This window comes from Pontibacillus sp. HMF3514 (assembly GCF_009858175.1).
Classification (GTDB): domain Bacteria; phylum Bacillota; class Bacilli; order Bacillales; family BH030062; genus Pontibacillus.
The window spans coordinates 1,379,626-1,405,866 of record NZ_CP047393.1; the positions used below are offsets into that span (position 1 = coordinate 1,379,626).

Below are 26,241 nucleotides of genomic sequence, written 5' to 3' on the forward strand. Positions count from 1 at the left end.
CATATATGTAATCGTTCACACATTATTTTTTTAGAGAAAGATATAACCGCTTTCATTTTTATTTTGACAAATATGTAAACGATTCCTTATTTGGGATTAAGCGGCTGGTTAGCAATAATAATTTTTTGAGTGATGTGTAATCGATTACACATATGAACCATGTGAGGAGGAGACAGAAATGGCAAGCAATAAACAAATTGCAGAAAGCGTAATTGAAGCGCTTGGAGGTCATGAAAACATTCAGTCCGTTGCCCATTGTGCAACACGTCTTCGTGTTATGGTGCATGATAAGGACAACGTCGATGTATCAAGCTTAGAGGAAACCGAAAAAGTAAAGGGAGCTTTCTACAACTCCGGACAGTATCAGATCATTTTCGGAACTGGTACGGTAAACAACATCTACAATGAAGTTGTGAATCTAGGGGTTACGGGTACATCAAAGTCAGAATTAAAAGAAGATGCAAAACAACAAGGAAACTGGTTCCAACGTGCGATTCGTACATTTGGTGATGTATTCGTACCGATCATTCCAGCGCTTGTTGCAACTGGTTTATTCATGGGACTTCGTGGTCTGGTTTTACAAGAAGAAATATTAGCATTGTTCGGATTAACACCTGACAGCGTACCAGAAAACTTCATTACGTTAACACAGGTTTTAACAGACACAGCATTTATATTCTTACCAGCATTGGTAGCGTGGTCAACGTTTAAAGTATTTGGGGGAAATCCGACCATAGGACTCGTCCTCGGACTCATGCTCGTCTCCCCATCCTTGCCAAACGCTTGGGCAGTAGCTGGTGGAGATGCAGAACCAATGACATTCTTCGGATTTATTCCGGTATTAGGTTATCAAAGTTCAGTATTACCAGCCTTTATCGCAGGTATTGTCGGGGCCAAGCTTGAAAAAGTCATACGAAAGAAAGTACCAGAAGCGTTAGATCTTGTTGTTACCCCATTTTTAGTATTACTTGTTATGATTACGCTTTCATTATTCGCGATTGGACCAATCTTCCACATCGTTGAACAAGGTATTTTCGAAGCTATGCGCTTCTTACTTGAACTTCCATTTGGTTTAAGTGGACTAATTATTGGTTTTGTGAACCAAATCATTGTTGTTACAGGTGTTCACCACATCTTTAACTTCCTAGAGATTCAGTTATTAAACAATCTTGGATATAATCCATTTAACCCAATCATCACAGGAGCGATTGCAGCTCAAGGTGGTGCAGCACTAGCTGTAGGTATGAAGACAAAAGGGAAGAAGTTACGTGCACTATCCATTTCTTCTGCAACATCTGCATTCTTAGGAATTACAGAGCCGGCAATCTTCGGTGTTAACTTACGCTATGTTCGTCCATTCATTATGGGACTTGTTGGTGGCGGTGTTAGTGGTTTCTTAGCTTCTATCATGGGTCTTAAAGCAACAGGAATGGCCATCACTGTATTACCAGGTGCATTACTATATCTAAATGGACAACTGTTAGGTTATTTCTTCATCAACATTGTTGCCATTGCAGTAGCCTTTGGTCTAACATGGATGTTTGGTTTCAATGACAACATGTTAGATAAAAAAGAATAAAAAATAGAAGAGAAGGCCTTTTCTCGAAAAGGTCTTCTTGCTATTTACATCTGTAAGGAGTTGAACCACATGACAAAAGGGATTATTACACTTGGAGAAGCGTTAATCGACTTTATTCCAACTGACCAAACGAATATGACATATCAAAAAAATCCGGGAGGAGCCCCAGCAAATGTAGCTGTTGGAGCAGCACGACTTGGTGCAAAATCTACTTTTCTTTCAAAAGTTGGACAGGACGTACTTGGCCGATTTTTGAAAGAAACCTTAACGGACTATGGTGTTGAAACGGCAAACATGTCTTTTTCTGAAGAAGCGAATACGAATATCGTGTTTGTTACTTTAGATGAAAACGGGGAACGCAGTTTTGAATTTTATGTCAATCCTTCTGCGGATCAGAAACTTTCAGAATCGGATATTCATGAAGGTCTATTTAAGGAGCATAATGTTTTTCATTTTGGTTCCATCTCATTGATTAAGGAACCTGCTCGAAGCGCTACAATCTATGCGGTAGAACAAGCAAGAAAAGCTGGAGTTTTGGTTTCGTATGATCCAAACCTACGCCTTAGTCTATGGGATAGTGAAGAACAAGCTCGAGAGCAGATGGTATCTGTGTTAGACCAAGTTGATGTTCTTAAAATTTCTGAAGAAGAACTAGAATTCATAACAGGTGAGGCTTCTATTGAAAAAGGAATTGAGAAGCTTAAAGAAAAGTATGACATTCCATTGATCTTTGTCACGTTGGGAGCAGAAGGAAGTCTTGTATATACTGAACAAGGCTCAGCACAAGTAGATGCTCTAAAAGTTAAAGCTGTAGACACGACTGGAGCTGGGGATGCCTTTGTTTCAGGTGTACTTTATCAGTTGAGCGAACGTTCTGGAGATATTCAATCCATTTCAGTAGAGGATGCCGTATATATGGCTAAGTTCGCAAGTGTCTCTGGGGGTTTAGCTGCGTCATCAAAAGGGGCTATGACTGCACTACCTGATCGACAACACGTACAAAACATTTTGGAAAATGGGCAGTAAGGAGATTTTGTTATGAACCGAGATCAACAACTAAGAGAGATGGCTGAGAAAGAAGTCCAACACTATCAATCTATTGTCGAAAAAGATCCCTATCGCCAGAAGTATCATATGATGCCACCTGTAGGATTACTGAATGATCCAAATGGGTTTATTCAGTGGAATGGAACGTATCATATGTTCTTTCAATGGATGCCCTTTGATACGACGCATGGTGCTAAGTTTTGGGGGCACTATTCCTCTACGGATTTAGTGAACTGGGAGTTGGAGCCTGTCGCTCTTGCACCAAGTGATTGGTACGATAAGAATGGCTGTTATTCAGGAAGTGCAGTCGATGATGATGGCAAGCTAAAGGTTTTCTATACTGGGAACGTAAAAGATGAACACGGTAATCGAGAAACCTACCAATGCTTGGCTGAGTCTGTAGATGGGATCGATTTCACAAAAAAAGGTCCATTGATTCGCTTACCAGAAGGATTCACTCCTCATTTTCGTGATCCTAAAGTGTGGAAAGAGGATGGTAAATGGTTCATGGTTGTGGGTGCTCAAACGCTTGATCTAGAAGGAAGCGTTGCTCTATTTGAATCTGAGGATTTAGAGAGCTGGAACTTTAAAGGTGAGCTTTCAAGTTCCAATGGAGAGCTCGGATATATGTGGGAATGTCCGGACCTATTTGCTTTAGGAAATCAGCATGTTCTAGTCTTTTGCCCACAAGGTATGGAATCTGATGGTATGTATTATAACAATGTTTATCAGTCTGGCTATGTCGTTGGAGATTTTGATCCAGAGCAGGCTACTTTTGGACATGGTTCTTTTGTAGAGTTAGATCGCGGCTTTGAGTTTTATGCTCCTCAAACTACAGAGGATGATTATGGACGCAGAATACTTGTCGGATGGATGGGAATCCCTGACCAAAATGAAGAGCATCATCCTACGATCGAGTACCGTTGGATCCACAATTTAACATTACCACGTGAGCTTAAGCTTCATGATGGCAAAGTGTTTCAAAAGCCTGTTGAAGAGTTGAAAAATCTTCGAGGAGAAGAAGTATGTTCTTTTGAATTGGAACAAGGCTATGTAGAAAAAGAGCTTCCAAAATCCTCTGAGATTGTAGTGGATATTGAATCATCAAAGAAATCTGTAGTGTCCATTGACCTTTATGATTTTGCCAAGATAACGTATAACAGAGCTGAAAGGTCCGTGACTTTAGAGCGCAAAAGCTTAGTAGATGGATCTATTGAAGAGAGAACTTGTACGTTAGAAAGTCCGTTAAAAGAACTTCGCTTATTCTTAGATCAATCCACCCTGGAGCTTTTTGTGAATGGGGGAGAAGAAGTGTTTACCTCTCGCATGTTTCCGGATGTAACAGAAGAGAACATTCGATTTGATGTTCAAGGTGATACACATTTAGAAGTGAAAGCATGGGAGTTAGGGTAACATTTAAAATGAAAAAGTTTGGTGAAATAAAGCAGTCCGATTTTAATTAATTGGGCTGCTTTTTTTAGTATCATCTTGAAAATTTTCATTCATAAATGGATAAATGTGTTAAAATGAACAGAACTTTTATTACTAAAAAGATATGTTTCAGAAAAGTTTTGGAGGTTCATAGGGAGGTACATAGTCCAGCAGGCTTTTTGAATAGGTTAGGTGCAAGAATTATAGATATGATTGTTGTAAATATAATAATTGGGGCTATTACAGTATTTTTGTATGGTGAGTTTTTTTATGAAGACTTTCGGCCAATTGATTTGTTAATTGATTTGTTAATTGATTTGTTAGGTTTTCTTTATGGTCTTATCTTCCCAATAGTGGGGTGTAATTGATTAAATAAAAAAGAGGTAATTGTAATTACATAAGGAGTGCGACATAAAAGGGGGAAGATTATAGTGGATACATTAAATCAAAATAGCAAGGCTTGGGATAAGAAAGTAGAAGATGGAGTCGGATATACCTTGCCAGTAAGTAAAAAGATCATTGAAAAAAGTAGAGCAGGCGACTGGAGTATAAAGATGACACCTAATAAAGCTGTGCCGAGAGAATGGTTTCCCGAATCATTAGAGGGTGTGAGCATTCTTTGTTTAGCGTCTGGTGGGGGACAACAAGCGCCAGTATTAGCTGCAGCTGGTGCTGATGTAACGGTTGTAGATTTGTCCGCGAAACAAATAGAGCAAGATCGAGCCGTAGCAGAGCGAGATAGATTGCATATTAAAACCGTGCAAGGAAGTATGACAGATCTCCATTTTTTCAGAGATGCAGAGTTTGATATGATCGTTCACCCTGTTTCCAACTTATTTGTGGAAGATGTGTCGTCTGTTTGGCAGGAAGCTTCAAGAGTGTTAAAAGACGGAGGGACACTCATTGCCGGCTTTACCAATCCAATTCTTTTTATTTTCGATGAAGAAGAGGATATGAAAGGGAAATTAGTCGTCAAGAACACCATTCCTTCGTCCTCATTAGACCATTTGACTGAAGAAGAAGTTAAGAATTATTTCGAGGCTAACCATACAATTGAATTCGGTCATACATTAGAAGACCAAATTCAAGGTCAGATAGATGCTGGGTTTGTTCTTGCAGGCTTATATGAAGATGATTTTGGTGGAAGAAGGCCTTTAGATGAATATATTAAGTGTTTTGTTACTACTAGAGCTATAAAGATGAAAGTGGATTAATATTTTGGAGTTGTTTTCAAGGGGGAGATGTGGGTGAAGGTAAAATATTTAATTCTTATAAGCACATTGTTCATGTTACTAATAGCAGTATTTGCATGTAGTAAAGATGATTCAAGTGATTTTTATACTTCAATAAAAATGGAAGAACTTATAGAAAATAAAAGCTATGAAGAATTTGAAAACATGTTGTCAGATAGAGCTGCTGAGAAGCTGTCGAAAGAAGATTTTGGTCGTTTTCACAAAGTGTTAAGTAAGAAAAAGGAATATTATCCAACCACTACTTTTAGTAAATATGAAATGATTTCGTTTGATAATGAAATCACTTTCTTAATCTCTATAGGAGAAGTAGACGGAGAAACTAAGGTAACCGACGTAAAAATAGTTTCAGAAGAGATGGCAAACAAAATAGGTGAATTGTTCAATATTAAATAGACTTTACTTTACATACAAAATTGTTATTTCTATGGAGGTAGCGAGTGAATATACTAGTTTTTTTGGTCCATTAATAGTGTTTTTAATTGCGCATCCTATAATGTTGATACTGTATAAAGATGTAGCAAAGTTTGTTGATTTAACAAAAAACAAAACACCGACCTTTTTAAAATGGAATCAGTGTTTCTTCATTATTAATTACTTTTTCGCAAAATCTTATCTAGTGCTTTTCCTTTTGCTAACTCATCAATCAGTTTGTCCAAATAGCGAATTTCCTGCATAGTTGGTTCTTCGATATCCTCTACTCGGACCCCGCAGACCACACCTTTGATCAAAGCTCTCGAAGGATTTAGTTGGGGAGCTTCCGCAAAGAAGTCCTCAAAGGTTGTCTGTTTTTCCGGTTGTGCTTCTAACTCTTCCTGGCTATACCCTGTTAACCACCGGATGATTTCATCGACTTCTGTTTTTGTACGTCCTTTTTTCTCTGCCTTCTTAACATAATGGGGGTAGACACTTGCGAAACTCATTGTATAGATCTTATGTTTGGTCATAATTCTTCTCCCTTACATAATTTTCTTTATTATAGTACGAAGAATAGGCGGATTCAACGAAGTAATCGTCCAAAGAAGTAATATTTGGAACCCTTATGGAAAAGAGCGCATGCTATAATGTCGCTCTTTCATTCGATTCTTATTCTAAGCTTTCAGAAGTAACGTCTTGAATAATCCAGTAGCCACCATCGTTTATAGTTAACATGTACGTTGTTTTGATGTGGCCGTATAGTTCGTTATCTGTTTCTTGAACAACTTTGTAATTTCCGTTGCTTCCCTGTTTAAATTCAATTGGTTGGTCACTGTTAAGGAACTTAGGACCGTCCATAGCTTTCACATGAAGTGCATCATCTTTCATGACAAAGTACGTGTTAATCCATTCATCTGCTTGCTCTGCTGACATGAAATGCATAAAGTAATCTTTTAACTTATCTTTGGTCTTGTATTCTTTTAATTCTCCATTGTCTTTTGTATAATTGATAACCTTCTTAAATGCTTCCTCATATTCTTCTAGCTCTGTTTTGGCACGGTCTTTATTCATTGGATACTTAGCTTCTGTATCGCTGCTGTCTTTTTCTGAGTTTTGATTGTTCTCATCAGAATTATCTGATTCGTTACTGTCATTATATTTATCTGAATCTTTCTTGTCTTTACCTTTAGTATTATCTTTATATTCTGTGGAATTGTTATTTTGTTTTTCCTCTTCTTGTTGTGTTTTCTCTTTCTGATCATTGTCTTGAGCTGCTGAAGTGTTGGAACTGTCATCACTTCCGAGAGCGCAACCTCCAAGTGCAAGTAATCCTGCTAGTGATGTCGTTAAGATTTTTTTCATCTTTAACAACTCCTTTCCTAATATTTTAGAAATTAATTGAATTCAATGCATTAAATTCCTTTTTCATCCCATCTGTCGTATCTGATGTTGGATAAGTTACAAGCGATTTCAATGTATGATTTGTGCTATGAAAAAATAAATGAAAAATCTACATAGGTTCATAGGCTGGTGTGGTGAAAATAGGCAAAATATTGTATATTGAAGGTAAATGCTACAAATAAAGGTGTGGAATAATATGGATCGCGAAACGCTTCATGAAAGAATTTATGCTCTTAAATATGTGCTGGAGAGTGGCCAGGTTGATCTCGGCTCTCGACGCTATGAAATTGAAGATGATTTAGACCAAGTAAAAACTGCGAAAGATGGCATGGTTGATCCTGACACAGTGTCGCCAGCTCTTATGGAAATTATTAAAGCTACGTTAGAACAAGAACATTAAGAAAGCGAAAAATCACATTCGGATGATAGTAGAGTCTGAATGTGATTTTAATTTCAGGTAAGATGAGGTGATCGTATTCTTAAAAGAGTGATTGTGTATTTTATTTTAATTGGGCTGATGACAGCATGTAACAGTGGAGCCCAAACGATTCCCACCATAAAAGTAACGAAGCTTAATGAGAATGGGGAATATAATCCCTATAGAGAAATTGAGAATCCGGAAAAGGTAAAAAAAGTTGTAAACATTCTCGACGAGATTCAATTAAATTGGCGAGATAACAAAGTATCATGGAGTGAAGTTCCTCAGTATCAATTCACAATTAATCATATGAAGGAGCAGGAAACGAAAAAGGATGAAAAATATGAAATTCTTTTTAGTATAGATCGCGTAAGCATTTACTTATTTAAACGACCTGATAAATATACCATTATGTCGGATAAAGAAGCCGAGACTTTGGTAGAGATCATAACGGGTGAAACGCTTGCTGAACCAAAGTGAATCAGAAAGGATAAACACCTTATTTCAACTCGGTTTTTTAAAATAGAGGTTTCAGGTGGTATTAGATAAGTACCTTTTATAAGAAACGAGTCGTGTTTTTAAGAATTCAAAAAATAAAAAAAAACCTCTCCTCATCCAGGGCGCCAAGATCATTAGGCGTCTTTTTTCACGTTAAGAAAGGATAAAATTTTAGCGACGGTGCAATTCGGCGTAGTGAAAATTTAAAAAGTATGAAGTATAAGCGCAACTAAGCCTCTTTCTGCGCCTTAAAGGCTTGCCAATCGACAAGTTTTCGTTATGTTCATTAAAAAGGAGGAGAAAACTCCTGTTTTAAAAAATAACAAGGGTCATTTTTCCTCTATTAATAATTTTTTCTCACTTAACCCCCAATTTTACTATAAGCCTTTCGTATCCTTTGAGTAGAATAAGCGGAAAGGGGGTGAAACACGACGTGCGTGTGACAATTTCATATTTGGTTGTGCTTCTTGGGTTGTTGAGTGTTCCTCAATTCGCATCTGCTCAAAGTGGGTTGTTTTCTGAGGTGGGAGATACCGTCGAGGAAACAACAGATACCGTGACAGGTGAAAAAGAATCAGAAGAGTCGTCTTCTACATCTTCATCGAATACAACAGAAGAAGATTCTGAACAAGAGGATACTTCTTCAGAATCTACGAAAACGGATTCTTCATCAGAACAAGAAGAAACATCACTGACTGATGATGTTACTGAAGATGTAGATAAAACGATCAAGGACACAAAGGATACTGCAGATTCAACACTAAACCATGTTGAAGATACAGTGGGCTCTACTACCAAAAATGTAACGGACACAGTAGATGAAACCACAAAAGTAGTTGATCAAGTAACGGAGACGGTGAAGAACCAAGTAGACAATACGGCTGATTCAGTTGAAGATGTTATGACTCCCCCTAATGATACAGTTAATAATATTATCAACGAGGCCGCTGAAAAGGTTCAAGATCCTACTTTGCAAGAAAAAGTAACTGAGCCGGTACTTGATAAGAATCCTAAGAAAGAGCTTCCTGGTACACTTATTCCTACAAAGGAACCAAGAACGGAGGAAGTGAATCAAAAGGGTTCCCAAGATCGAACTACAAGTGAACGTAATCAGTCCTTGAAAGAGACTAAAGAAGAACCTCAGCAACCTGTTACACCAGCACCGATTCCAAACAAAGATGCTGTGGTACCGAACCCATCACCATCTATGCAAAATAGTGAGTCTCAACAAAACGTAAATGGTTCAGTACAAGTCTTTGCTATAGCATCAAAACCAACAGACTTGAACCAGAGTGTCATGAATGTACTGCACGGAAAAGCGTCGTTCTTCTTCACCCAATGGATGAACGCGCCACCTTCCGAACCACCGCAAATCTCTTCCTTCTTACCAAACGTATAATAATCATTTATTACTAAAATTAAGAAGGAGAGATCAATCATGAAAAACGTATTTAAAAGTATGATCATTACAGGTGGAGTTGCAGTAGGATTAACATTTGGAGCGCAGGTTAGTTACGCTGAAGAGGGAGACTCTTTATTAAACTTGAATGGTGAAAGTAAAACGAATGTAGAATCAGATGTTTCAGCCACAGTAGATGGTTTGCTTGGATCTGAAGATGAAGCGGAAGAAGATGCTTCAGCAAATGTAGAGGCAAATGTGGATGCAAAAGCAAATGCTGATACAGAAACAGAGGCTGAAAGCGATGTTGAGACAGACGTGGAGGCTGATGTTGACACAGAATCTAACTCAGATGTGGAAGGGAAAACTTCTATTGACGCTGACGTATCATCTGAAGAAGACACGAAAGCTGAAGTAGATGGTTCTGTTGAAGCGGATACTGATGCTAAGGAAGAAACAAATGTAGATACAAATGTATCTGCTGATGTGGACACAAACGTAGAAGTAGACGAAGAAACAGAAGCAAATGCTGAGGCGAAAAGTGAAACGGATGTTGATACCAATGTATCAACAGAGGTAGAAACTGATTCAGATATTGAAGGGAAAGCTGAAACAGATGCCAATGTCGAAGTATCAACTGAAGGATCCGTATCAGAGAGTACGGAAGCTGATGCAAATACGGCATTAAATGTAGATGTTGCTGCAGAGGCAGATGAAGATGCAACAGAAAAAGCAGATGTTAAAGCTGATATGAAAGCGGCTGAAGAATCTCATTCAATTATTGACCTTGGTAATGAACAGACAGAAGAAGTAAATGCTTCAACAGAAGCTGATGTAAATGCTGAAGTTCAAACAGAAGACTTGGCTGATGAAGATACGAATCTTTCAGCTGAAGGTTCTGTAATGGCAACATTAAACTCTGATGTTCAAAACCAAGAAGAAACTTTTACGAATCAAGAACTAGTAACAGATGCTCAACTAACAGAAGCTTTGCTTATTAAAATGAATAATGACCTTGAATCTAAATTCGATATTCAAGCTGAGGCTAAGGCTGAAAATGATGGAGATGTGAATGCTTCATTAAATGCAGCTCTGAATTCAAATGTAAACCTTATAAATGATCATAACTCTTTCATGATTAACAGTGAGAACATGATCAATGTAAATAGCGAAGAAGAAACATCTCTTTCTGCAATGACAGAAACAGCTGTGAACGCTTCTGCTAATCAATAAATAGGATGAATCCCCGTAGCTTAGCTGCGGGGATTTGTTTTTCAAGAAGAATGAGCTACAGTTTTGATGAAGATACTATAAAAAAGAATTCCTATTTAATCGTTATTCCCCATTATTCCGCTCCATTATTTCCTTAAACTCTTTCATATCCTCATCTGGTTTTAACTCTAACTTTTGTTTCTCTGTATTCCATTCGCGGTTTGCTTCTACTGATAGCCCAATCTGTTTACCACCAGAATCATTGATCTTTCCTTCCATTTGTCCGTCTAGATGTGGACTCGTTTCAGTATGTGTAGTACGGCTATTATCGGTCATTTTTCATCACTCCTTAGTTGTAAGTTGTTGCAACTCTTAGTGATTTATTCAAATACACAAGTTGAAATCCGTTTTAAATTAATTGAAGTAGGTAATATAGGTAAGAAGTGCTCATACATTTCCATTACATAATGAACGTACATACAAAGAGCATGTATCAAACAAAAGGCATATATTTTTTCGGGTGAAGTGCTTAATTCAGTTATTTATATTTATACAAGAGAAACGATGCACTGTGTTATGATAAGAAGAGCTAAATCTAGTCTCATCAAGGTTCTTACATATTTTAACGTGGCGAGATGGAGATAAATGTTCATGGAAGTCAAAGTATTCTTGTTGTACAATTAGAGGGTTAGAATACAATTGAATGAATGGAACATTTCTCAATAAATGAATAATATGAATAGAAAAGATTACTCACCAAACCAGAATGAACATAATCTAATGGAAGCAATCAATATAATACAAGGGGAGTACCAATGTGTTTGTAGATATTAATAACGTAAATGTTCACTACAAAGTGTCTGGAGAAGGGCAAGATGTTGTGCTTCTGCATGGATGGGGCACAAGTATGGATACATTTGAATCCGTTCATAACTTATTAGATGATAACTTTCGGGTGTTTTCGATTGACTTCCCAGGCTTTGGAGAGAGCCAAGAGCCTCCTGAAGCATGGAGTGTTGATGATTACGCTCATTTTCTGTCCCAATTTGTTCAAGAACTTGGGATTGAAAAGCCGATTTTGATCGGGCACTCATTTGGCTGTCGAGTTATAACGCGATACGCTTATGATCATGATGTGCACAAAATTATTTTTACTGGTGGAGCAGGTATTAAGCCAAAACGTAAGCTTGAATACTATATCAAGGTTTACACGTACAAATTTGTGAAAAAGCTTTTAGACCTGCCTATTCTTAATCGCTACAAAGATGATATTTTAACAAAATGGAAAGGGAAAGTTGGGTCTTCTGATTATAAGCAGGCCTCCGCTGTCATGCAGCAAACCTTATCCAAAGTGGTGAATGAAGACCTCCGTGAGTATATGCCGCACATTCATGTTCCAACGCTACTTGTATGGGGAGAAAATGATACAGCCACTCCACTAGAGGACGGTAAGCTCATGGAACAGCTTTTCCCTGATGCAGGTCTTGTCACATTTGAAAATACAGGACACTATGCCTTTTTAGAACAAAATAAACGATTTCTAGTCATTGTCGAAAACTTCTTAGAACAAGATAAAGGAGAATAGTTACATGTTGAATATTTTATGGATTGCCGCAATTATTGCATGGCTTAGTTATGCTGTGTTTAAAACAAAAAAATCTGTTCACATGTTCCAGCTCAACTCCTATCGTAACGAGCGGTTCATGCGTTGGATGAAAGGGAATAAGACGAAACCATTCCCTCCGAAAGAATTTCTAGTTTTAATTGGTTTATTAATCGGTTGGATTGGCGGTCCGTTTATAGGTCTCGTTTTATTTGCCGCGCTCTACTTTTTAATCGCATTCCTTCGAAAGGAAGAACCGCAAAAGAAAAAGCTTGTCTATACACCTCGTGTGAAACGTCTATTAACGACATTAGGCATTATTCATATTTTGATCTTACTCGGAACACTCTTACTTATTGAAAGTTCTTTATTGATCTTAACGGTATTATTCCTAGCTAACATGTTCCTTTATCACTTATTAATGCTTGCTAAAGTGGTTAACCAGCCGATAGAAAAAAGCATTAATCAACGCTATTTTAACGATGCCGAAAATCGCATTCAGTCTATGAACGATTTAAAAGTAGTAGGGATTACAGGTAGTTTTGGAAAAACAAGTACGAAAAACGTGCTGAATCAAGTGCTTTCTTCTAGTGCAAACACACTTATGACACCAGAGAGTTTTAATACAAAGCTTGGTAACACGATTACGATTCGAAAAGATTTAAAACCCTATCATGAGTACTATATCGCTGAAATGGGAGCGAAACAGGAGAATGATATTCAAGAAATTTGTGATCTTGTTCACCAGAAATACGCTATCCTAACAGCCATTGGTGAACAGCACCTTGAAACATTCAAAAGCTTAGACAATATTAAGAAAACGAAATACGAGATTATAGAATCACTACCTGAAGATGGGATCGGCTTTTTAAATATGGATGATGAAAATATCATGTCCTATACGCCGAAAAATCCTGTGCGTAAAGTGTATTATGGTATTGATTCAGAGGATGCAGAGTATCGAGCTTATGATCTTCAGTCTCATAAAAAAGGAACAACATTTAAAGTGCAGCACAAAGACCAAGGCTTCATTGGAGAGTTTGAAACGAAGCTACTTGGTAAGCACAACATCTACAACATTCTGGCATCAATTGCTTTTGCTATGGAGATGGGGATTTCAGTAGACAAGATTAAGCTAGGTGTTAAGCAAATCACACCAGTAGAGCACCGCATGGAAATTAAAAAAGGCGGCGGCAACATTACGATTATTGATGATAGCTTTAACTCTAATCCAACAGGTTCCAAAATGGCGCTAGAAGTCCTTGGTAATATGGAAGGATATCGAGTTCTCGTGACACCAGGAATGATCGAACTGGGTGATAAACAGTACGAATACAACAAACGATTAGGTGGCTATGCTGCTGAAAATTGTGACTATGTCATTCTCGTTGGTAAGAAACAAACAGAGCCGATCCAGGACGGATTGAAAGAAAGTAACTATCCAGATGAGCAAGTTTATGTTGCACAACATTTAAATGACGCGCTTCAACATATGCACCAAATTGCAAAACCAGGCACAATCGCTCTACTAGAGAACGATTTACCTGATACGTTTAACGAGTAGATGGGAGGATTTGACCGTGAAAACAAGAGTCGGAGTCGTTTTTGGTGGGTTATCTGTAGAGCATGAGGTTTCCGTAATCTCAGCTCTCCAAGCTATCAAAGCAATGGATGAGAATAAATATGAGGCGATCCCGCTTTATATTAGTAAGAAGAATGAATGGTACACAGGGGAATCCCTTACTGATATTGAAGAGTATAAAGAATTAAATGACCTCTTACAAAAAAGTGAAAAAGTAATCCTATCCACGAACGATGAAGGAAAAGTCGTCGTTCAAAAGAAAAATGCTGGGTTATTCGGGAAAAAAGCTGTTACAGAAATTGACGTGGTATTCCCAGTTATTCACGGAACAAACGGAGAAGATGGCTCCCTGCAGGGAATGCTTGAAATGCTCCAAATCCCTTACGTTGGCTGCGATGTCTTTTCATCAGCAGTTGGCATGGATAAAGTAATGATGAAACAAATTCTGAATGATTCCGGAATCCCGATTGTTGAGTATAACTGGTTCTACTCAACGTATTGGTTAAACAACCAAGATGAAGTGAAAGCAGAGACCAATAAGATTGGTTACCCTGTTATCGTAAAACCGGCTAACCTCGGCTCTAGTGTCGGTATTAGTAAAGCTTATAATGATGAAGAACTAGAGGAAGCAATCAATGAGGCTATTGAATATAGCCATAAAATCGTAGTTGAGAAAATGATCGGGGATCTAACTGAAGTGAACTGCTCTGTAGTCGGTGATTATGAAGAAGTCGAAAGCTCTGTGCTTGAAGAAGTGCTAAGTAGCGAAGATATCTTAACCTATGAGGATAAATATCAAGGCGGCGGAAAAGGTGGCGATGCTTCCAAAGGTATGGAAAGCACGAATCGTGTCATCCCTGCTGAAATCCCTGAAGACCAAACACAGGAAGTACAAAAACTTGCTGAGCAGACCTTTAAAGTCTTGGGTTGTAATGGGGTTTCTCGAATCGACTTCTTAATTGATAAAGAAAGCCAAACAGCTTATGTGAATGAGATCAACACGATCCCAGGTTCCCTCTCTTTCTACTTGTGGGAGCCATCTGGTAAAGACTTCACACAGCTAACAAATCAACTTCTCCAGTTAGCCTTAAAACGCCAGCGTGAACGTGAAAAGCTAAACTTCTCAATAGATTCAAACCTGTTTTCTCTACAGAGTGGCGGATCAAAAGGAAAGCTCAACGGATAACAGCATAGATGCTTAGGAAAGCAAAGGATAAGTGATTATTCTTTGCTTTTTCTATATTAAGTCTTATGAAATGGGGCTAACTAAGAACGGAAATGTGTTTGTTTTTGAAGATCTAGAGGAATGATACTAGTGTCTGCCTCTTCTTGAGGTAGGCACTATTATATTTTTGAAATGGAATGGAAACAGTAGAGAATAAGCGATGGTACAGGAGAGGATTTTATGTCTTTATTTTTAAAACACGAATGCCAGGCAAATAACGGGCAAATAGAAGTGGTATTGTATGTGAATAAAGCACAGTTACCGGAGAAGGATGATGTTACGAAGGATATAAAGCATAAGGCTGTTCACTATATAAAAACAGAGTGTGAGACAATCCCGATACGAGTGGTTCGCATCATGATCGGATCCATGCTTTATTTTTCATTTGCAGTGAATTCAAATAAGGAACTAAGTCCCCTTGTTTGAATTGTATAATTTTCTCGGGTAGGAGCAGTTTTCTCTCGGGGAGTAGTAGCTTTCTTTTCGATGGGAACTACTACGTCTCTCCTTCCCTATAAGAATCCAAGACTACATTAATATTTCTGTTACTCCCAAAATGCCAAAATAAACCCCATATCCAATTAAAATAAGACTGGCTACTACATGAATTAATTTCATATAAATTGGACTCATGAGAATTCGAGCAAAATGTATGGTAAATGCTAGGTTAAGGTTCCATAAACCAATTCCGATAAACACTAATGTACTTAATAAAAAAGCATAGCCAAGGGTGTTCGTATCAAGTGCATGACTAAGGACAGATCCATAAATACTGACCCAAAAAAGAATATTCATGGGGTTCGTTCCAGCAATAGAAAAGCCTTTTAAGTAAGAACGAATTCCCAATCTGGAGATTGAGCGGTTATCAGATTCAGGAGTGTGAAAGGTGCTTTTTGACAATAGAGAGGACCACCCCGAGTAAATCAGGATTATGCAACCAAGCAACATAAGGGTAATGCTGACAATTTTAATCTGTAAGATGCTCGATAAACCAAAGAACATCAGCGCCATTAGGATAATATCTGAAGACATGCCACCGAGACCTACACAAAATGCAGGCCAAAATCCAAACACTAATCCACGTTTCATGATCTCAACATTGATTGGCCCTATTGGAGCTGCAATCGACAACCCCAATACGATATAACTAACCATTAAAGCAATCATAGTGAAGCTCCTTTACTCAAAAGCTTGTCTTCACTATTAGATGACTGCCTATCGTAGATTAGAACAAATAAAAAAAGCCCGAGCAAAGTATTCATTCACTCAAGCTACTAGCTTCATTCAATTGGGACATCATTCTTTTGCTTTTTGTTACGGCCAAATAGTATGTAAAGTCCAATAACAATAAAGATGATCGGCCAAAATTTAAAAATAGCTGCAAACAGCATTTGAGCTAAAAAGAGCCCTGCGATTACAGTTAAAATCCCTATAGGAATAAGTAGTCCTTTTTCACGACCACTGAATAGCCATAATTCAAAAAGCCCAACTGCTGGAGCCAATATGTAAATCGGCCACGTATATTCAGCATATTGAAAATCTGTCATGACTTCAAAATAGAATAACAGACTTAATGTCATCAGGATCCCACCAGGAACAAGCAATCCAGCCATGTTTTTTCTCATACCTGATAAAAAGAATCCAGCATGAAAGCCTAAGGCCGGAATGAAAATAAAGATAGGCCACGAGAACATTCCAACTTGTAAGTCTATGATATTTAGGTTTTCTAAGAAGATGACGGTACCAATGATAATTAAGGACAGTCCTGAAATAATATTGCCTAGTTTTTGTTTAGTCATACATTCACCCCTTAGTTTGTTGAATTGTCACAAAGAGTTCATTTTGAGTCTCTTCGCTGGAAAATCGATTTCCCTTATAATAAGGAGATAGAACTTTTAGTAAAGGTGTTGAACCATGCGAGCGTATTTAGGCGTTTTCTTGATTTTTATCGTGTATGTGATTTCTGGCTTTCTTTTAGGAGCCTCTCCTTTCCAAACCTATTTCCCATTTCTATCCGTTATTCTTGGGGGCATCGCACTGGGCTTAGCTTTCATAAGTGGTCGAAAGATACAAGAGTCGAGAACAACAATGTTTTGGGTCTTTTGGATTTTTTTAACGACTATTCTAGGTATTCTCTTTATTCTATTCATGAAGACTAGCTCAAAATCCTTCTTATTTCCATGGCAGTTAGGAATCTGGGGAATATATGTTCCAGCTATCATCATGATCGTACAAGTTATCTATATGATTGTGTTAAGAGTGCTAGCACCTTTTAAAACTACGAACCAGAGCTCAACCTCTAAGCTATTGTCTTGACTTCCAGTGGACAGGCTATCTACAATGAGGTAGTTACGATAATCGGAAATACTACTTACATAAAGGGTGATCATATGGCAAACACAAAGCAAAAAGGAAGCATTAATTGGATTTTTTGGATGATTGGTATTATCGCAATAGGGGTTATTATCATCGTGGTTCTAGATCAGAATATGTCCTCTTCCGATAAAGAGGTAGCTATAGATTACGAAAATCAACCCTACATTGGGGATGAAGATGCTCCCGTTAAAATGGTAGAGTTCGGTGACTACCGATGCCCACACTGTAAAAACTTTCAGCAAAGTGCTTTTCCTGAAATTAAAAAGCAATTAGTTGATTCAGGTGATGTTAAGTTTTATTTTGTAAACTATGCATTTCTGAACAAAGATTCAGATAGAGGAGCAAAATTCGCAGAAACCGTATTTCAAAAGCTAGGAAATGATGTATTCTGGGATTTTCACGACCATTTATTTGAAAGCATGCCTGATGATATGAAGAAGTCTAATGTGTACACGACTAAGTTTCTTAAAACGACTCTTCAAGATGTAGTCGACGATCAAGAAAAAGTGCAAACCGTTGTCGATGCTTATGAAAATGGAGCAGGAGAAGATGCATTAGAAAAAGACATGGAAATCGCACGTAACCTTGGTGTAACAGGAACTCCAACCGTTGCGGTAGATGGAGAAGTCATCAAACTTGAAAGCTTTCAAGACTTAAAAGATGCAGTGGAAGAAGCGAAAAACAATTAAACATCATACCGAAAATACTCAAGGCTTTTGCTTTGAGTATTTTTTTATATTTCTTATGTAAAATTCATATAAAAAATACATTATAAGGTATTCTGATGTATAGTAATGTGTTAAGAAATGAAACGATTTAAAGTTAAAATCTTATCTAAATAAGAGTAGTTAATTGATTTATTAGAAGAAGGGAGAAGGATTAATGGTTACCTATGTAGTGGGAGGACTGGCAATTGGTCTATTAGCATTGTTACTCAGTATGTACATCCAAGATAAAAAGATCATTATTTCCATTCTGACCGGTATCGTTATAGCAGCATTTTTAATCGTACTATATGATTCATATCAAAAGACGTACCCCTCTTTTTCAAAGCTATCTTCCCTTCAATTTAATGAAGATACAGAATTTGAAGTAGCGAATCTTTCCGTTTACGAAGTATCTGAAGGGGAACCCCCAAATCGTGAGTCAATGCTAAAGATAAAAGAGAAAGCAATTATCAATCGAATCTTGAGTGATTTTGCAAATATGGAATTAAAAAAAGATGAAGAGGCTGATCGTCATTTTAGGGAGTATCATCTCTCGATTACTGTTTCCAAAAAGGTGAAGAAGGACCATTATACATCAGAAACATTCACTTATGATTTCGATCAAGACTATATCTTCAATTATGAAATCCTAAATGAAGCAAATCATATACAAACCATAAAATCCCTTATGGAAAATGAAGATTTAGATTGGACATACTATGATCATGAGTAGAAATTTAAGAGCTAGGAGCTTTCTCCTGGCTCTTATCTATGAAATGAAGTAACTGCTTGTTTTTAATCCAGTAATCAATCAATGATAGCACGATTATTTCGTGTACCTATGTGCATATGAGGATGCAGCGTAAGAATCAGGTTTAATTTTCACTTCAACTCCCATAGCATCTATTCGATTGGTCATGTCCTGAATTAAGTGTTTGGTAAGGCCTTGCTTCCCGATATCTAGGTGAATTTCAAACTGAAGGTTTCCGCCTTCATCTTCATAAGGAAGAATGATCTCAGCTAGCTGTTCAAGGTATAGAGAAATAAATGGGAAAGCAACTTCTTGACTAAGCATCGTTTCAGTAGAAATCTTTTCTTTTAAACTTGTAACTTGGCGTTCTATCGTGTGGTTGCGAATACATCCCCAGGCTCCTTTTCCGACTCGGTGGATGTGTATAGCAGTAATGAAGCGGGTGTAGCGTTGGTGGACGTGTGAATCCGTCCCAATCGAAAGGCGGTACGTAGCAGTGGGGTCTTTCTCAATAAAAGCTTTCATGTGCTCGACAACATCTTCAATCCCCATATGTTGTCTGGATTGATTATAAAACGAGGCATCAATCATCTCATCCGACCTCCATCTTTTTGGTGAGGGTAATGGTTCTACTTCCATTATATTAGACGAACCCCATTTCATGTGTGGGCGAAAATTATTCTCGAAATCTAGGTATTCGTCTAGTCGCTATATAGGGCAAACGCATAGGATAGAAAAAAAGAGGAAGGAGCGTGCCTAAATATGGCTTCAGAAAATGAAAAGCTTAATAAAAATTTAGAAGGTCCAAGACAGTTATTTAATGATCTTTTTCAATTGAATCCTAACAAATCATTGCTAGATACAATGGATCAATTTTTCAATAATGCATTTCAAGGGGGATTCCCTGTTGAAGAGGTGGATTCCAAGTCTCATTACTCCGTGAAAGCGAATTTACCTGGGGTTTCAAAAGAGGATATCGATGTTGAACTGATGGAGAACAGACTACACATTATGGTAGACCGTGGTGACATCGAACAAAATTTTGATGAAGGTGTTTTTGGTAAAAGGCAAACATATATGGAAAGAGTCATCACACTCCCATCAAATTTAATATTTAGAAACATGAAAGCTACTCATCAAGATGGCGTGTTAAATATCTCATTCCCGAAAAAACGAGGGAAAAGAATCGATATTGAGTAAAACTCCATGAGCAAAAATTCTTTGTGAGACGGTACCGACACGACACAAACATTACCTAAAAGGCCTTTTTATGAAAAGCATTCAATATGGGATTTCCATAATTGAGTGCTTTTTTATCTTTACCAGTGAGTTATATTAAGCATTTTTTACTATCTACATGTAAAATCACTCAATAAAAGGGATTAAAACCATAGATAAAACGTATAGTAATATACAGCACATCAATTATTTGAATTTTTAGAAAAAACAAAAATCTTGTGTTAGAATGAATTCATATAAGGTATAGAGAGGGGGTTCATTGGACGCTTGATAGACCAATTTAAATAATGTACTGTGTCATGCTACATAAATGTACATTTATATTGCGCTATTCGATCCTGTAATGTACACGTTATTATTTCTTGCACTTCAAATTAGTTTTTTCTCCATTCTTATGTAAGCTCGATGTCCATCACAAGATTCACGTTGTGAATGAACCAGTAGAATCCAAATTATAATCAAACAATAAGAGATTAAGTGATTAGCTTTTTATACCCCCTGTTCCACTTTGGTTTTTGTGTTGATTGAAAAGCTTTAGGATTTTGTTTACATTCATTTTGGAGGTGGATTGATGAATTTATCGACAAGAAGTGAAGAGATTTTGGAGAACACACGTGTGAACCAACGAAATATGCTAGCTTATGGGCAGTTAACAGCTAAACATGTTCATGAGGTTGATTTGTTACAGGAAGCTGGTATTCAGGCTACCATGAGTCCTTTGAAACTTCCTTTAATGAACGATATTACAGCAGTCAATATAAATGAAGAATTAATGGAAGAAACCATTTTGCGTTTTACAGATATATACTTAGCTAGAAACATTCGTCCTACATGGCGTGTTTGGGATATGGATGCTTCTGATCATGTGAAGGACTATTTAGAAGCATTAAATTATAAAAAATCAGGTTACCAAACCGCTATGAGTATGGATTTAGGGAACTGGTTGGTCGTAAGTACTGAGCCGGCAGAACTTGATATTCGTAAAGTAGATGATGAGACAATTTGCTTACACTATGCAAGCGTGCTAGCACAGTCTCTCAATATTCCAGATCATGAGATGGCTGGCTTTCAAGAGTTTGTAGCTCATGTTGCTTGTGATGAAACTTCACCCATTCATCATTATGTAGCCTATGAAAAATGTGAACCAGTAAGCATCTTATCTTTATTTTACAGTGAAGAAAGTGTTGGGATCTATAACATAGAAACCGTTCAAAAGGGAGGGAATTCTAGATCGCATCTTATTATACATGCTTTAAAAGATGCTCAGCAGAATGGTGCTAAAAAAGCGATTCTTCAAACGGCAGATAAATCTGTACAAATCTACGAGAGACTAGGATTTCATAATGATGGAAACATCCTCGAATATCGAATGACTTGATGAAGAGGATTAGAAAAACGCATGAGCTACAAGAGTGGCTCATGCGTTTTTTATATCCATTCTCATATAATGAAGGGTATGAATAAACTATTCAGCTTTTTTATCGTCATGATCTGTTTCATTGTAATCCACTGGTGACTCTTGTGGTAATGGATCTACTTTGTGTTCGTAGGCATAACCTTTATTAATTGTTGCGATTGTTAATCCTAAAACAGCAACCATAATAATGAGGCAAACCATTAATATCGTGAACATAAGCTCAGTCCCCTTTTACACATAATCAGGCTTGAGAGTATTGTTAAAAGTTAAATGTAAGTTCTTTCTTGAACACTCATTATTTTAACACAGAAAATTGAAGGTGCGGAATAAAATATTAAGCACTAGATCCTTCGATATTGAAAAAATCACAAAAAAGCAGCAGAATATAAGGAGGAAAGGGTGAGCTTAATGAGAATCGAATTGTTAAAATGTCATGGATCAAATAATGACTTTGTATTAATAGATGATCTGCAACATACATATCAGTTCTCTGAAGAGGAACGTGTATCGATCGCTAAGAATCTTTGTGATCGTGAAGGCCTTATTGGAGGAGATGGCATTTTGTTTGTTGAACAAAGTGCAGTGGCTGATGCCAGAATGCGTATGTTTAACCCAGATGGATCTGAAGCAGAGATGTGTGGGAATGGTCTGCGTTGTGTAGCCCGTTATGCAAGTGAGAAGTTTAATAAGACACAACTTGTTATTGAAACGAAAGAGGCAAATCTTACAGTTGAGCAAAAAGGCGATATTTTCGAAAATATCCCATCTTTTGAAGTGGCCATTGAACCCGTTTCATTAAAACCAGCTTCTCTTCCACTTAAAACAGATGAGAAGGAGCATATTGATCAAAAAATACCTGCATTATCAGAGGACTTAAGGTTCAGTGTAGTAAGTGTGCCGAATCCTCACTTAATCGCGATGGTTGATCAAGTAGATGATGAACAATTATCGACCATTGGAAAAGAAGCAAATAGAAACAAAACACTACTTCCAAATGGTGTGAATGTTAGTTTTGTGCAAAACTTAGGCGATCAAAAGGTGTTTGTACGTACGTATGAGCGCGGCGTTGGCTTAACAAACGCCTGTGGTACAGCTATGTCAGCTTCATCACTGAATACCGTTTTACTAAACTACAATCAACCAGACGAAGAGATTTTTGTCTTTAATCGCGGTGGTTTTGTTATTTGTGTTGTACATGTTGAAGATGGTGAATATCGTATTAAATTACGTGGAAACGCAACATATGAGTACAAAACAACAATAAGTCTTACAGGTAACATAGTAGAGGAATTAACAGAGCGCGAAACCTTTGAGACAGAAGCAAAAGCTTATGAAGCCCTTCAAGAATATGCTTCAAAAGAAATAGAGCTTCATCAGTAAAAATGTGATGAGTAAAACCTCCTGTTGGTACACATACTAATTTCAAAAGGAGGGATTCATCATGGCAGAACAAGTTGTTGCCGTCCGCAAAAATGGTGACGGGGATATTGTTGAATTAAAACTTTCTTCTGGCCAGGTGGTTGATTATAAACAAGCTCAACAAATGGCGAAGAACAAAGAGATTGAGCACGTAAATGTTTTTATTGGTAAAGACCATGAGGAGCACCTGCGTAGCGATGCTGATGGGGATCCGACGAACAATCTTGACCAGTTACCTACATTTTAAACATGAAAGGTAACTTTACAGGAATAGGGAAAGTAGAGGACTATATCATAGATAATGATGTAGTCCTCTTTTTTGTTTTCCGTTTACACAATAATCATTTCACTTTGCGGAAAAATATTATAAGCTAGATATACAAATCATTTTAATCGTAACAACAGAAAGGGAGAGGACTTTTGAAAACGGTATTACTTCCTCATTTTTTAATTACTATAATTATGTCAGTAGCTTTAGCAGTTGTCCTTATTAATGTGGAATTACAATTGTGGATGGCGATTGTTCTAACAGCTACTCTTGTGTTGAATGTTGTCTTATTTTTCACTTTACTCATATTGAAAAAAAGAGTCGACCAACAATCTGAATAACTAAAAGATAAAGACAAAATGAACGATTGTTTATTTTGTCTTTTTTAAAAGAATTTTCCTAAAACCCACATTATATATACATTTATTATATTAAAATATTGTAAGTGTTTAAAAAATAAGGTGCAGTATAGAAAGAATTTATCTTATAATAATAATTGGTTGGCAAAGGGGGAGTCAGAATTGGAGGTTCATATAGATAAAAAGCATTTGAACGTAAATGTAAAACGTATTGGAAAGGGTGAAGCTATTATCTTTCTGCAGGGAGTTAGAGGGAGTGAGCTTCGTAAATTCCTTCCTTACGATGAAGCACTTTCTCAAGATTTTGAGTTAATATTCTATGAGCATACAGAACACTTAACCTCACAGAATATAACTGCTAAAGAACCTTCCTTAAAAGATGAGGTGGAAATATTAAATGAACTCTGCATTAAACTTGGTTTAGAAAGAGTTCATCTATTTGGAGAGTCATGGGGAACCATTTTAGCGCTCCTATATGCAATTTACTACCCTCAGCAAGTACATAAGATATTTTTAACAGGTGCCATTGGAGCATCGCATGAAAGTTTTGCTTTATTTGAGTCAGAAATGCAAGAACGGGCGAACCATGATGATATACAAAAGTTTTTGGAATTAGCAGAGCATCTATCCCAGGGAGAGGATACAGTCGATAGCATCTTTCACATGTTAGATCCTTATTACGTTTACTCATCTCAGGTAACAGAACATACAAGCCTGCCAATGAATGAAATCGTCAATAATGAAGTAGGCGCAAGTCTCCGAGAAAAATTCGATATCCGGGATGAACTGAATCAATTAGATGAGATCCCAGTTTTTGTTGCACAGGGTACACACGACATTATTTCGCCGGAGGGAATTCAGTCACATTTACTTGATTATTTGCCTCAAGCAACACTTGTTGAAATCGAAGAAGCTGGCCATTGGACCATTGTGGATCAGCCTAAAAAAATACTCGGCCTCGCAAAGACATTTTTCTCAGAAAATCAAGCTCATTAACCCCTCATTCTTTAAAAAATTGTCTACGTAAAGTAACTTCTTAACTAACCTTTGTTTTATTGGTTAGTTTTTTTGTGTTTATTAAAACTTTTTCGCATTAACGATCGTATAAAACAAGTAATCAAACTTATAAGAGGTGTGTCCATGACAAAGTTTAAAACCTTCCTGGCTTTATACATGTGTATGATTTTTCTTATTGGCTGCAATTCATCTAATGATCATTCAGAAGATTCCTCACCATCTGAGGAAATCAATAAAAAAGAGATAAGCGGAACATGGAGTGGTGCCATTGAAGTGCCGAATCAGACGTTGAACATTCTGGTGGCTTTTCAGAAAGACGATAGTTGGGAAGTAACATTGAGTATCCCTGTTCAAAATGTTCAAAACTACCCTTTTTCCACTGTAAATATCAATGATTCAAAGGTTTATCTCTCTACAACTATTGGCGGACAAGAGATAAGTTTTAATGGTGAAAGGAAAAAGGAGAAGATTGAAGGCACATTCACACAAGCTGGCCAATCTTTTTCTTTCTATTTAACAAAAGGGGGCCAGTCTAATGAAGAAAAAGAAAAAGGCGATTTTCTAACTCTCGAGACTTCTGCTGGTAAGCTTTATGGTGAATTAGAACTTCCAAATGAAAAAGGACAGCATCCAGTTGTTTTAATTATACCTGGATCTGGTCCAACTGATCGTAATGGAAATTCAGCTGGTGCTCCAGGGGAAAATAATTCTCTAAAGATGCTTGCGGAGGAGTTAGCTAAACAAGGAATGGCAAGTGTCCGGTATGATAAAAGAGGTGTAGGAAAAAACACGGAAGCTATAATTTCTGAATCTAAATTGAGGTTTGATCGTTTTGTTATGGATGCTGAAAAGTGGATAGAGAAGTTGAAAACAGATGAACGATTTTCTAATGTTGGTGTGATCGGCCACAGTCAAGGTTCATTAGTTGGTATGATGGCAGCTCAAAATCAAAAGATAGATGCTTTTGTTTCTCTTGCTGGAGCTGGGAACTCAATTGATAAAGTACTTAAAGAACAGTTATCTTCCTTACCAGATAGCTTGAAAAAGGAAGCCCAATCCATTCTAAATCAACTAAAACAAGGTGAAACTGTTAAAGAGGTACCATCTCAACTTCAGAGTTTATTTAGGGAAAGCGTTCAACCTTTTCTGGTCTCATGGATAAAACATGATCCAACTGAAGAAATAAAACAGCTAAATGCACCAACATTAATCGTAAATGGAAAAAACGATATCCAAGTCTCTGTAAAAGAGGCAGAGATGCTTCATAATGCTAAAACAGAGAGCCAACTTTTAATCATTGATGGGATGAATCATGTATTAAAAGATGCGCCTGAAAATCGAGAAGAGAATGCGAAAACATATACCAATCCAGATCTGCCTCTAGCAGATAGTTTGGTTGATGGGATCATGAGCTTTTTTAAAAAGGTTGGTTTTGTTGAAAGTCGGTAATAGACAGATCCCCTGTTCACCTAAAGTTATTAGGAGAATAGGAGATCTGTTTTTTTACATTCCGCCAAAACTTCTTTCTAATTTTATTAAACAATTCAAAGATAAAAGATTGATGAAACCGATCCCAGGGAATAGTAATTGAGGATAAGTAAAATTTGCTGTTAGCTTAAGGGAGGC

At 37.2% G+C, this 26,241-nt stretch carries 31 protein-coding genes; 24 read left to right on the plus strand and 7 right to left on the minus strand.

Translation table 11 applies throughout. From position 1 onward, the window contains the following. Positions 1-178: 178 nt before the first annotated feature. The 6 genes from GS400_RS07135 (at position 179) to GS400_RS07160 (ending at position 5,703) form a co-directional block, all read left to right on the plus strand. The gene (locus tag GS400_RS07135) at positions 179-1,579 is read left to right on the plus strand and encodes a sucrose-specific PTS transporter subunit IIBC (RefSeq protein ID WP_160100350.1); all 1,401 of its coding nucleotides are present in this window, start codon (positions 179-181) and stop codon (positions 1,577-1,579) included. Between the two features lie 69 nt (positions 1,580-1,648). Then, entirely contained in the window at positions 1,649-2,605 is a 957-nt protein-coding gene (locus GS400_RS07140) for an aminoimidazole riboside kinase (RefSeq protein WP_160100352.1), read from the plus strand. Between the two features lie 12 nt (positions 2,606-2,617). Next, positions 2,618-4,039, plus strand: a complete 1,422-nt coding sequence (locus GS400_RS07145) for a glycoside hydrolase family 32 protein (protein WP_160100354.1) — start codon at positions 2,618-2,620, stop codon at positions 4,037-4,039. Positions 4,040-4,197: 158 nt separating this feature from the next. Next, on the plus strand, positions 4,198-4,425 hold the full coding sequence (locus GS400_RS07150; protein ID WP_160100356.1) for an RDD family protein: 228 nt from the start codon (positions 4,198-4,200) through the stop codon (positions 4,423-4,425). 63 nt (positions 4,426-4,488) lie between these two features. Then, positions 4,489-5,271 (plus strand): class I SAM-dependent methyltransferase, encoded by a 783-nt coding sequence (locus tag GS400_RS07155; protein WP_160100358.1) that lies wholly within the window; start codon positions 4,489-4,491, stop codon positions 5,269-5,271. A 33-nt stretch (positions 5,272-5,304) separates the two neighbouring features. Continuing rightward, the gene (locus tag GS400_RS07160) at positions 5,305-5,703 is read left to right on the plus strand and encodes a hypothetical protein (RefSeq protein ID WP_160100360.1); all 399 of its coding nucleotides are present in this window, start codon (positions 5,305-5,307) and stop codon (positions 5,701-5,703) included. 194 nt (positions 5,704-5,897) lie between these two features. Here the strand turns inward: GS400_RS07160 and GS400_RS07165 are convergent, their stop codons facing one another. Beyond that, a complete protein-coding gene (locus GS400_RS07165) occupies positions 5,898-6,254 on the minus strand; it encodes a DUF2200 domain-containing protein (RefSeq protein ID WP_160100362.1) in 357 nt (118 codons plus the stop codon). Positions 6,255-6,393: 139 nt separating this feature from the next. Then, the gene (locus tag GS400_RS07170; RefSeq protein ID WP_160100364.1) at positions 6,394-7,086 is read right to left on the minus strand and encodes a hypothetical protein; all 693 of its coding nucleotides are present in this window, start codon (positions 7,084-7,086) and stop codon (positions 6,394-6,396) included. Between the two features lie 235 nt (positions 7,087-7,321). On the opposite strand from GS400_RS07170, the gene GS400_RS07175 reads away from it, so the two are divergent. The 4 genes from GS400_RS07175 (at position 7,322) to GS400_RS07190 (ending at position 10,673) form a co-directional block, all read left to right on the plus strand. Further along, complete coding sequence (locus GS400_RS07175) at positions 7,322-7,525, plus strand: hypothetical protein (protein WP_160100366.1); 204 nt, start codon at positions 7,322-7,324, stop codon at positions 7,523-7,525. Between the two features lie 87 nt (positions 7,526-7,612). Further along, complete coding sequence (locus GS400_RS07180) at positions 7,613-8,023, plus strand: hypothetical protein (RefSeq protein ID WP_236561187.1); 411 nt, start codon at positions 7,613-7,615, stop codon at positions 8,021-8,023. Positions 8,024-8,474: 451 nt separating this feature from the next. Next, positions 8,475-9,440, plus strand: coding sequence for a hypothetical protein (locus tag GS400_RS07185; protein ID WP_160100369.1), 966 nt, complete (start codon positions 8,475-8,477; stop codon positions 9,438-9,440). A 39-nt stretch (positions 9,441-9,479) separates the two neighbouring features. Then, the gene (locus tag GS400_RS07190; protein ID WP_160100371.1) at positions 9,480-10,673 is read left to right on the plus strand and encodes a hypothetical protein; all 1,194 of its coding nucleotides are present in this window, start codon (positions 9,480-9,482) and stop codon (positions 10,671-10,673) included. A gap of 102 nt (positions 10,674-10,775) precedes the next feature. Here GS400_RS07190 and GS400_RS07195 read toward each other — a convergent pair whose 3' ends face one another. Then, positions 10,776-10,988 (minus strand): hypothetical protein, encoded by a 213-nt coding sequence (locus tag GS400_RS07195; RefSeq protein WP_160100373.1) that lies wholly within the window; start codon positions 10,986-10,988, stop codon positions 10,776-10,778. 481 nt (positions 10,989-11,469) lie between these two features. On the opposite strand from GS400_RS07195, the gene GS400_RS07200 reads away from it, so the two are divergent. The 4 genes from GS400_RS07200 to GS400_RS07215 all read left to right on the plus strand — a co-directional run bounded on the left by GS400_RS07200 (position 11,470) and on the right by GS400_RS07215 (position 15,488). After that, positions 11,470-12,237 (plus strand): alpha/beta fold hydrolase, encoded by a 768-nt coding sequence (locus GS400_RS07200; RefSeq protein WP_160100375.1) that lies wholly within the window; start codon positions 11,470-11,472, stop codon positions 12,235-12,237. Between the two features lie 4 nt (positions 12,238-12,241). After that, positions 12,242-13,819: a UDP-N-acetylmuramoyl-tripeptide--D-alanyl-D-alanine ligase gene (gene murF / locus GS400_RS07205; RefSeq protein ID WP_160100377.1), complete on the plus strand. Its 1,578-nt coding sequence runs from the start codon at positions 12,242-12,244 to the stop codon at positions 13,817-13,819. 16 nt (positions 13,820-13,835) lie between these two features. Beyond that, positions 13,836-15,023 carry a D-alanine--D-alanine ligase family protein gene (locus GS400_RS07210; RefSeq protein WP_160100379.1) on the plus strand — a complete coding sequence of 396 codons (1,188 nt, stop codon included), beginning with the start codon at positions 13,836-13,838 and terminating at the stop codon, positions 15,021-15,023. 219 nt (positions 15,024-15,242) lie between these two features. Next, entirely contained in the window at positions 15,243-15,488 is a 246-nt protein-coding gene (locus tag GS400_RS07215) for a hypothetical protein (protein ID WP_160100381.1), read from the plus strand. A gap of 102 nt (positions 15,489-15,590) precedes the next feature. Here the strand turns inward: GS400_RS07215 and GS400_RS07220 are convergent, their stop codons facing one another. Together GS400_RS07220 and GS400_RS07225 are read right to left on the minus strand one after the other, a co-directional pair. After that, on the minus strand, positions 15,591-16,229 hold the full coding sequence (locus GS400_RS07220; RefSeq protein ID WP_236561188.1) for a LysE family translocator: 639 nt from the start codon (positions 16,227-16,229) through the stop codon (positions 15,591-15,593). A 113-nt stretch (positions 16,230-16,342) separates the two neighbouring features. Further along, positions 16,343-16,861 carry a hypothetical protein gene (locus GS400_RS07225; RefSeq protein ID WP_160100383.1) on the minus strand — a complete coding sequence of 173 codons (519 nt, stop codon included), beginning with the start codon at positions 16,859-16,861 and terminating at the stop codon, positions 16,343-16,345. A gap of 115 nt (positions 16,862-16,976) precedes the next feature. Between GS400_RS07225 and GS400_RS07230 the strand changes: the two genes are divergently transcribed. The 3 genes from GS400_RS07230 to GS400_RS07240 all read left to right on the plus strand — a co-directional run bounded on the left by GS400_RS07230 (position 16,977) and on the right by GS400_RS07240 (position 18,878). Continuing rightward, complete coding sequence (locus tag GS400_RS07230; RefSeq protein ID WP_160100385.1) at positions 16,977-17,378, plus strand: hypothetical protein; 402 nt, start codon at positions 16,977-16,979, stop codon at positions 17,376-17,378. Between the two features lie 74 nt (positions 17,379-17,452). Then, complete coding sequence (locus tag GS400_RS07235) at positions 17,453-18,127, plus strand: DsbA family protein (RefSeq protein WP_160100387.1); 675 nt, start codon at positions 17,453-17,455, stop codon at positions 18,125-18,127. Positions 18,128-18,320: 193 nt separating this feature from the next. After that, positions 18,321-18,878, plus strand: a complete 558-nt coding sequence (locus tag GS400_RS07240) for a hypothetical protein (RefSeq protein ID WP_160100389.1) — start codon at positions 18,321-18,323, stop codon at positions 18,876-18,878. 93 nt (positions 18,879-18,971) lie between these two features. Here GS400_RS07240 and GS400_RS07245 read toward each other — a convergent pair whose 3' ends face one another. Further along, positions 18,972-19,487, minus strand: coding sequence for a ribonuclease H-like YkuK family protein (locus tag GS400_RS07245; RefSeq protein WP_160100391.1), 516 nt, complete (start codon positions 19,485-19,487; stop codon positions 18,972-18,974). 171 nt (positions 19,488-19,658) lie between these two features. Here GS400_RS07245 and GS400_RS07250 point away from each other — a divergent pair, with 171 nt between their 5' ends. Both GS400_RS07250 and GS400_RS07255 read left to right on the plus strand, forming a co-directional pair. Next, entirely contained in the window at positions 19,659-20,096 is a 438-nt protein-coding gene (locus GS400_RS07250) for an Hsp20/alpha crystallin family protein (protein WP_160100393.1), read from the plus strand. A gap of 610 nt (positions 20,097-20,706) precedes the next feature. Continuing rightward, entirely contained in the window at positions 20,707-21,513 is an 807-nt protein-coding gene (locus GS400_RS07255; protein ID WP_160100395.1) for a hypothetical protein, read from the plus strand. Between the two features lie 87 nt (positions 21,514-21,600). Here the strand turns inward: GS400_RS07255 and ytzI are convergent, their stop codons facing one another. Continuing rightward, the gene (gene ytzI / locus GS400_RS07260) at positions 21,601-21,768 is read right to left on the minus strand and encodes a YtzI protein (protein WP_160100397.1); all 168 of its coding nucleotides are present in this window, start codon (positions 21,766-21,768) and stop codon (positions 21,601-21,603) included. A gap of 192 nt (positions 21,769-21,960) precedes the next feature. On the opposite strand from ytzI, the gene dapF reads away from it, so the two are divergent. The 5 genes from dapF to GS400_RS07285 all read left to right on the plus strand — a co-directional run bounded on the left by dapF (position 21,961) and on the right by GS400_RS07285 (position 26,064). Then, positions 21,961-22,932, plus strand: a complete 972-nt coding sequence (gene dapF / locus GS400_RS07265) for a diaminopimelate epimerase (RefSeq protein WP_160100399.1) — start codon at positions 21,961-21,963, stop codon at positions 22,930-22,932. A 61-nt stretch (positions 22,933-22,993) separates the two neighbouring features. Further along, positions 22,994-23,218 (plus strand): DUF3892 domain-containing protein, encoded by a 225-nt coding sequence (locus GS400_RS07270; protein WP_160100401.1) that lies wholly within the window; start codon positions 22,994-22,996, stop codon positions 23,216-23,218. Positions 23,219-23,391: 173 nt separating this feature from the next. Continuing rightward, entirely contained in the window at positions 23,392-23,580 is a 189-nt protein-coding gene (locus GS400_RS07275) for a hypothetical protein (RefSeq protein WP_160100403.1), read from the plus strand. A gap of 180 nt (positions 23,581-23,760) precedes the next feature. Further along, the gene (locus GS400_RS07280) at positions 23,761-24,594 is read left to right on the plus strand and encodes an alpha/beta fold hydrolase (protein ID WP_160100405.1); all 834 of its coding nucleotides are present in this window, start codon (positions 23,761-23,763) and stop codon (positions 24,592-24,594) included. Positions 24,595-24,738: 144 nt separating this feature from the next. After that, positions 24,739-26,064 carry an alpha/beta hydrolase family protein gene (locus GS400_RS07285; protein WP_160100407.1) on the plus strand — a complete coding sequence of 442 codons (1,326 nt, stop codon included), beginning with the start codon at positions 24,739-24,741 and terminating at the stop codon, positions 26,062-26,064. Positions 26,065-26,241: the final 177 nt, after the last annotated feature.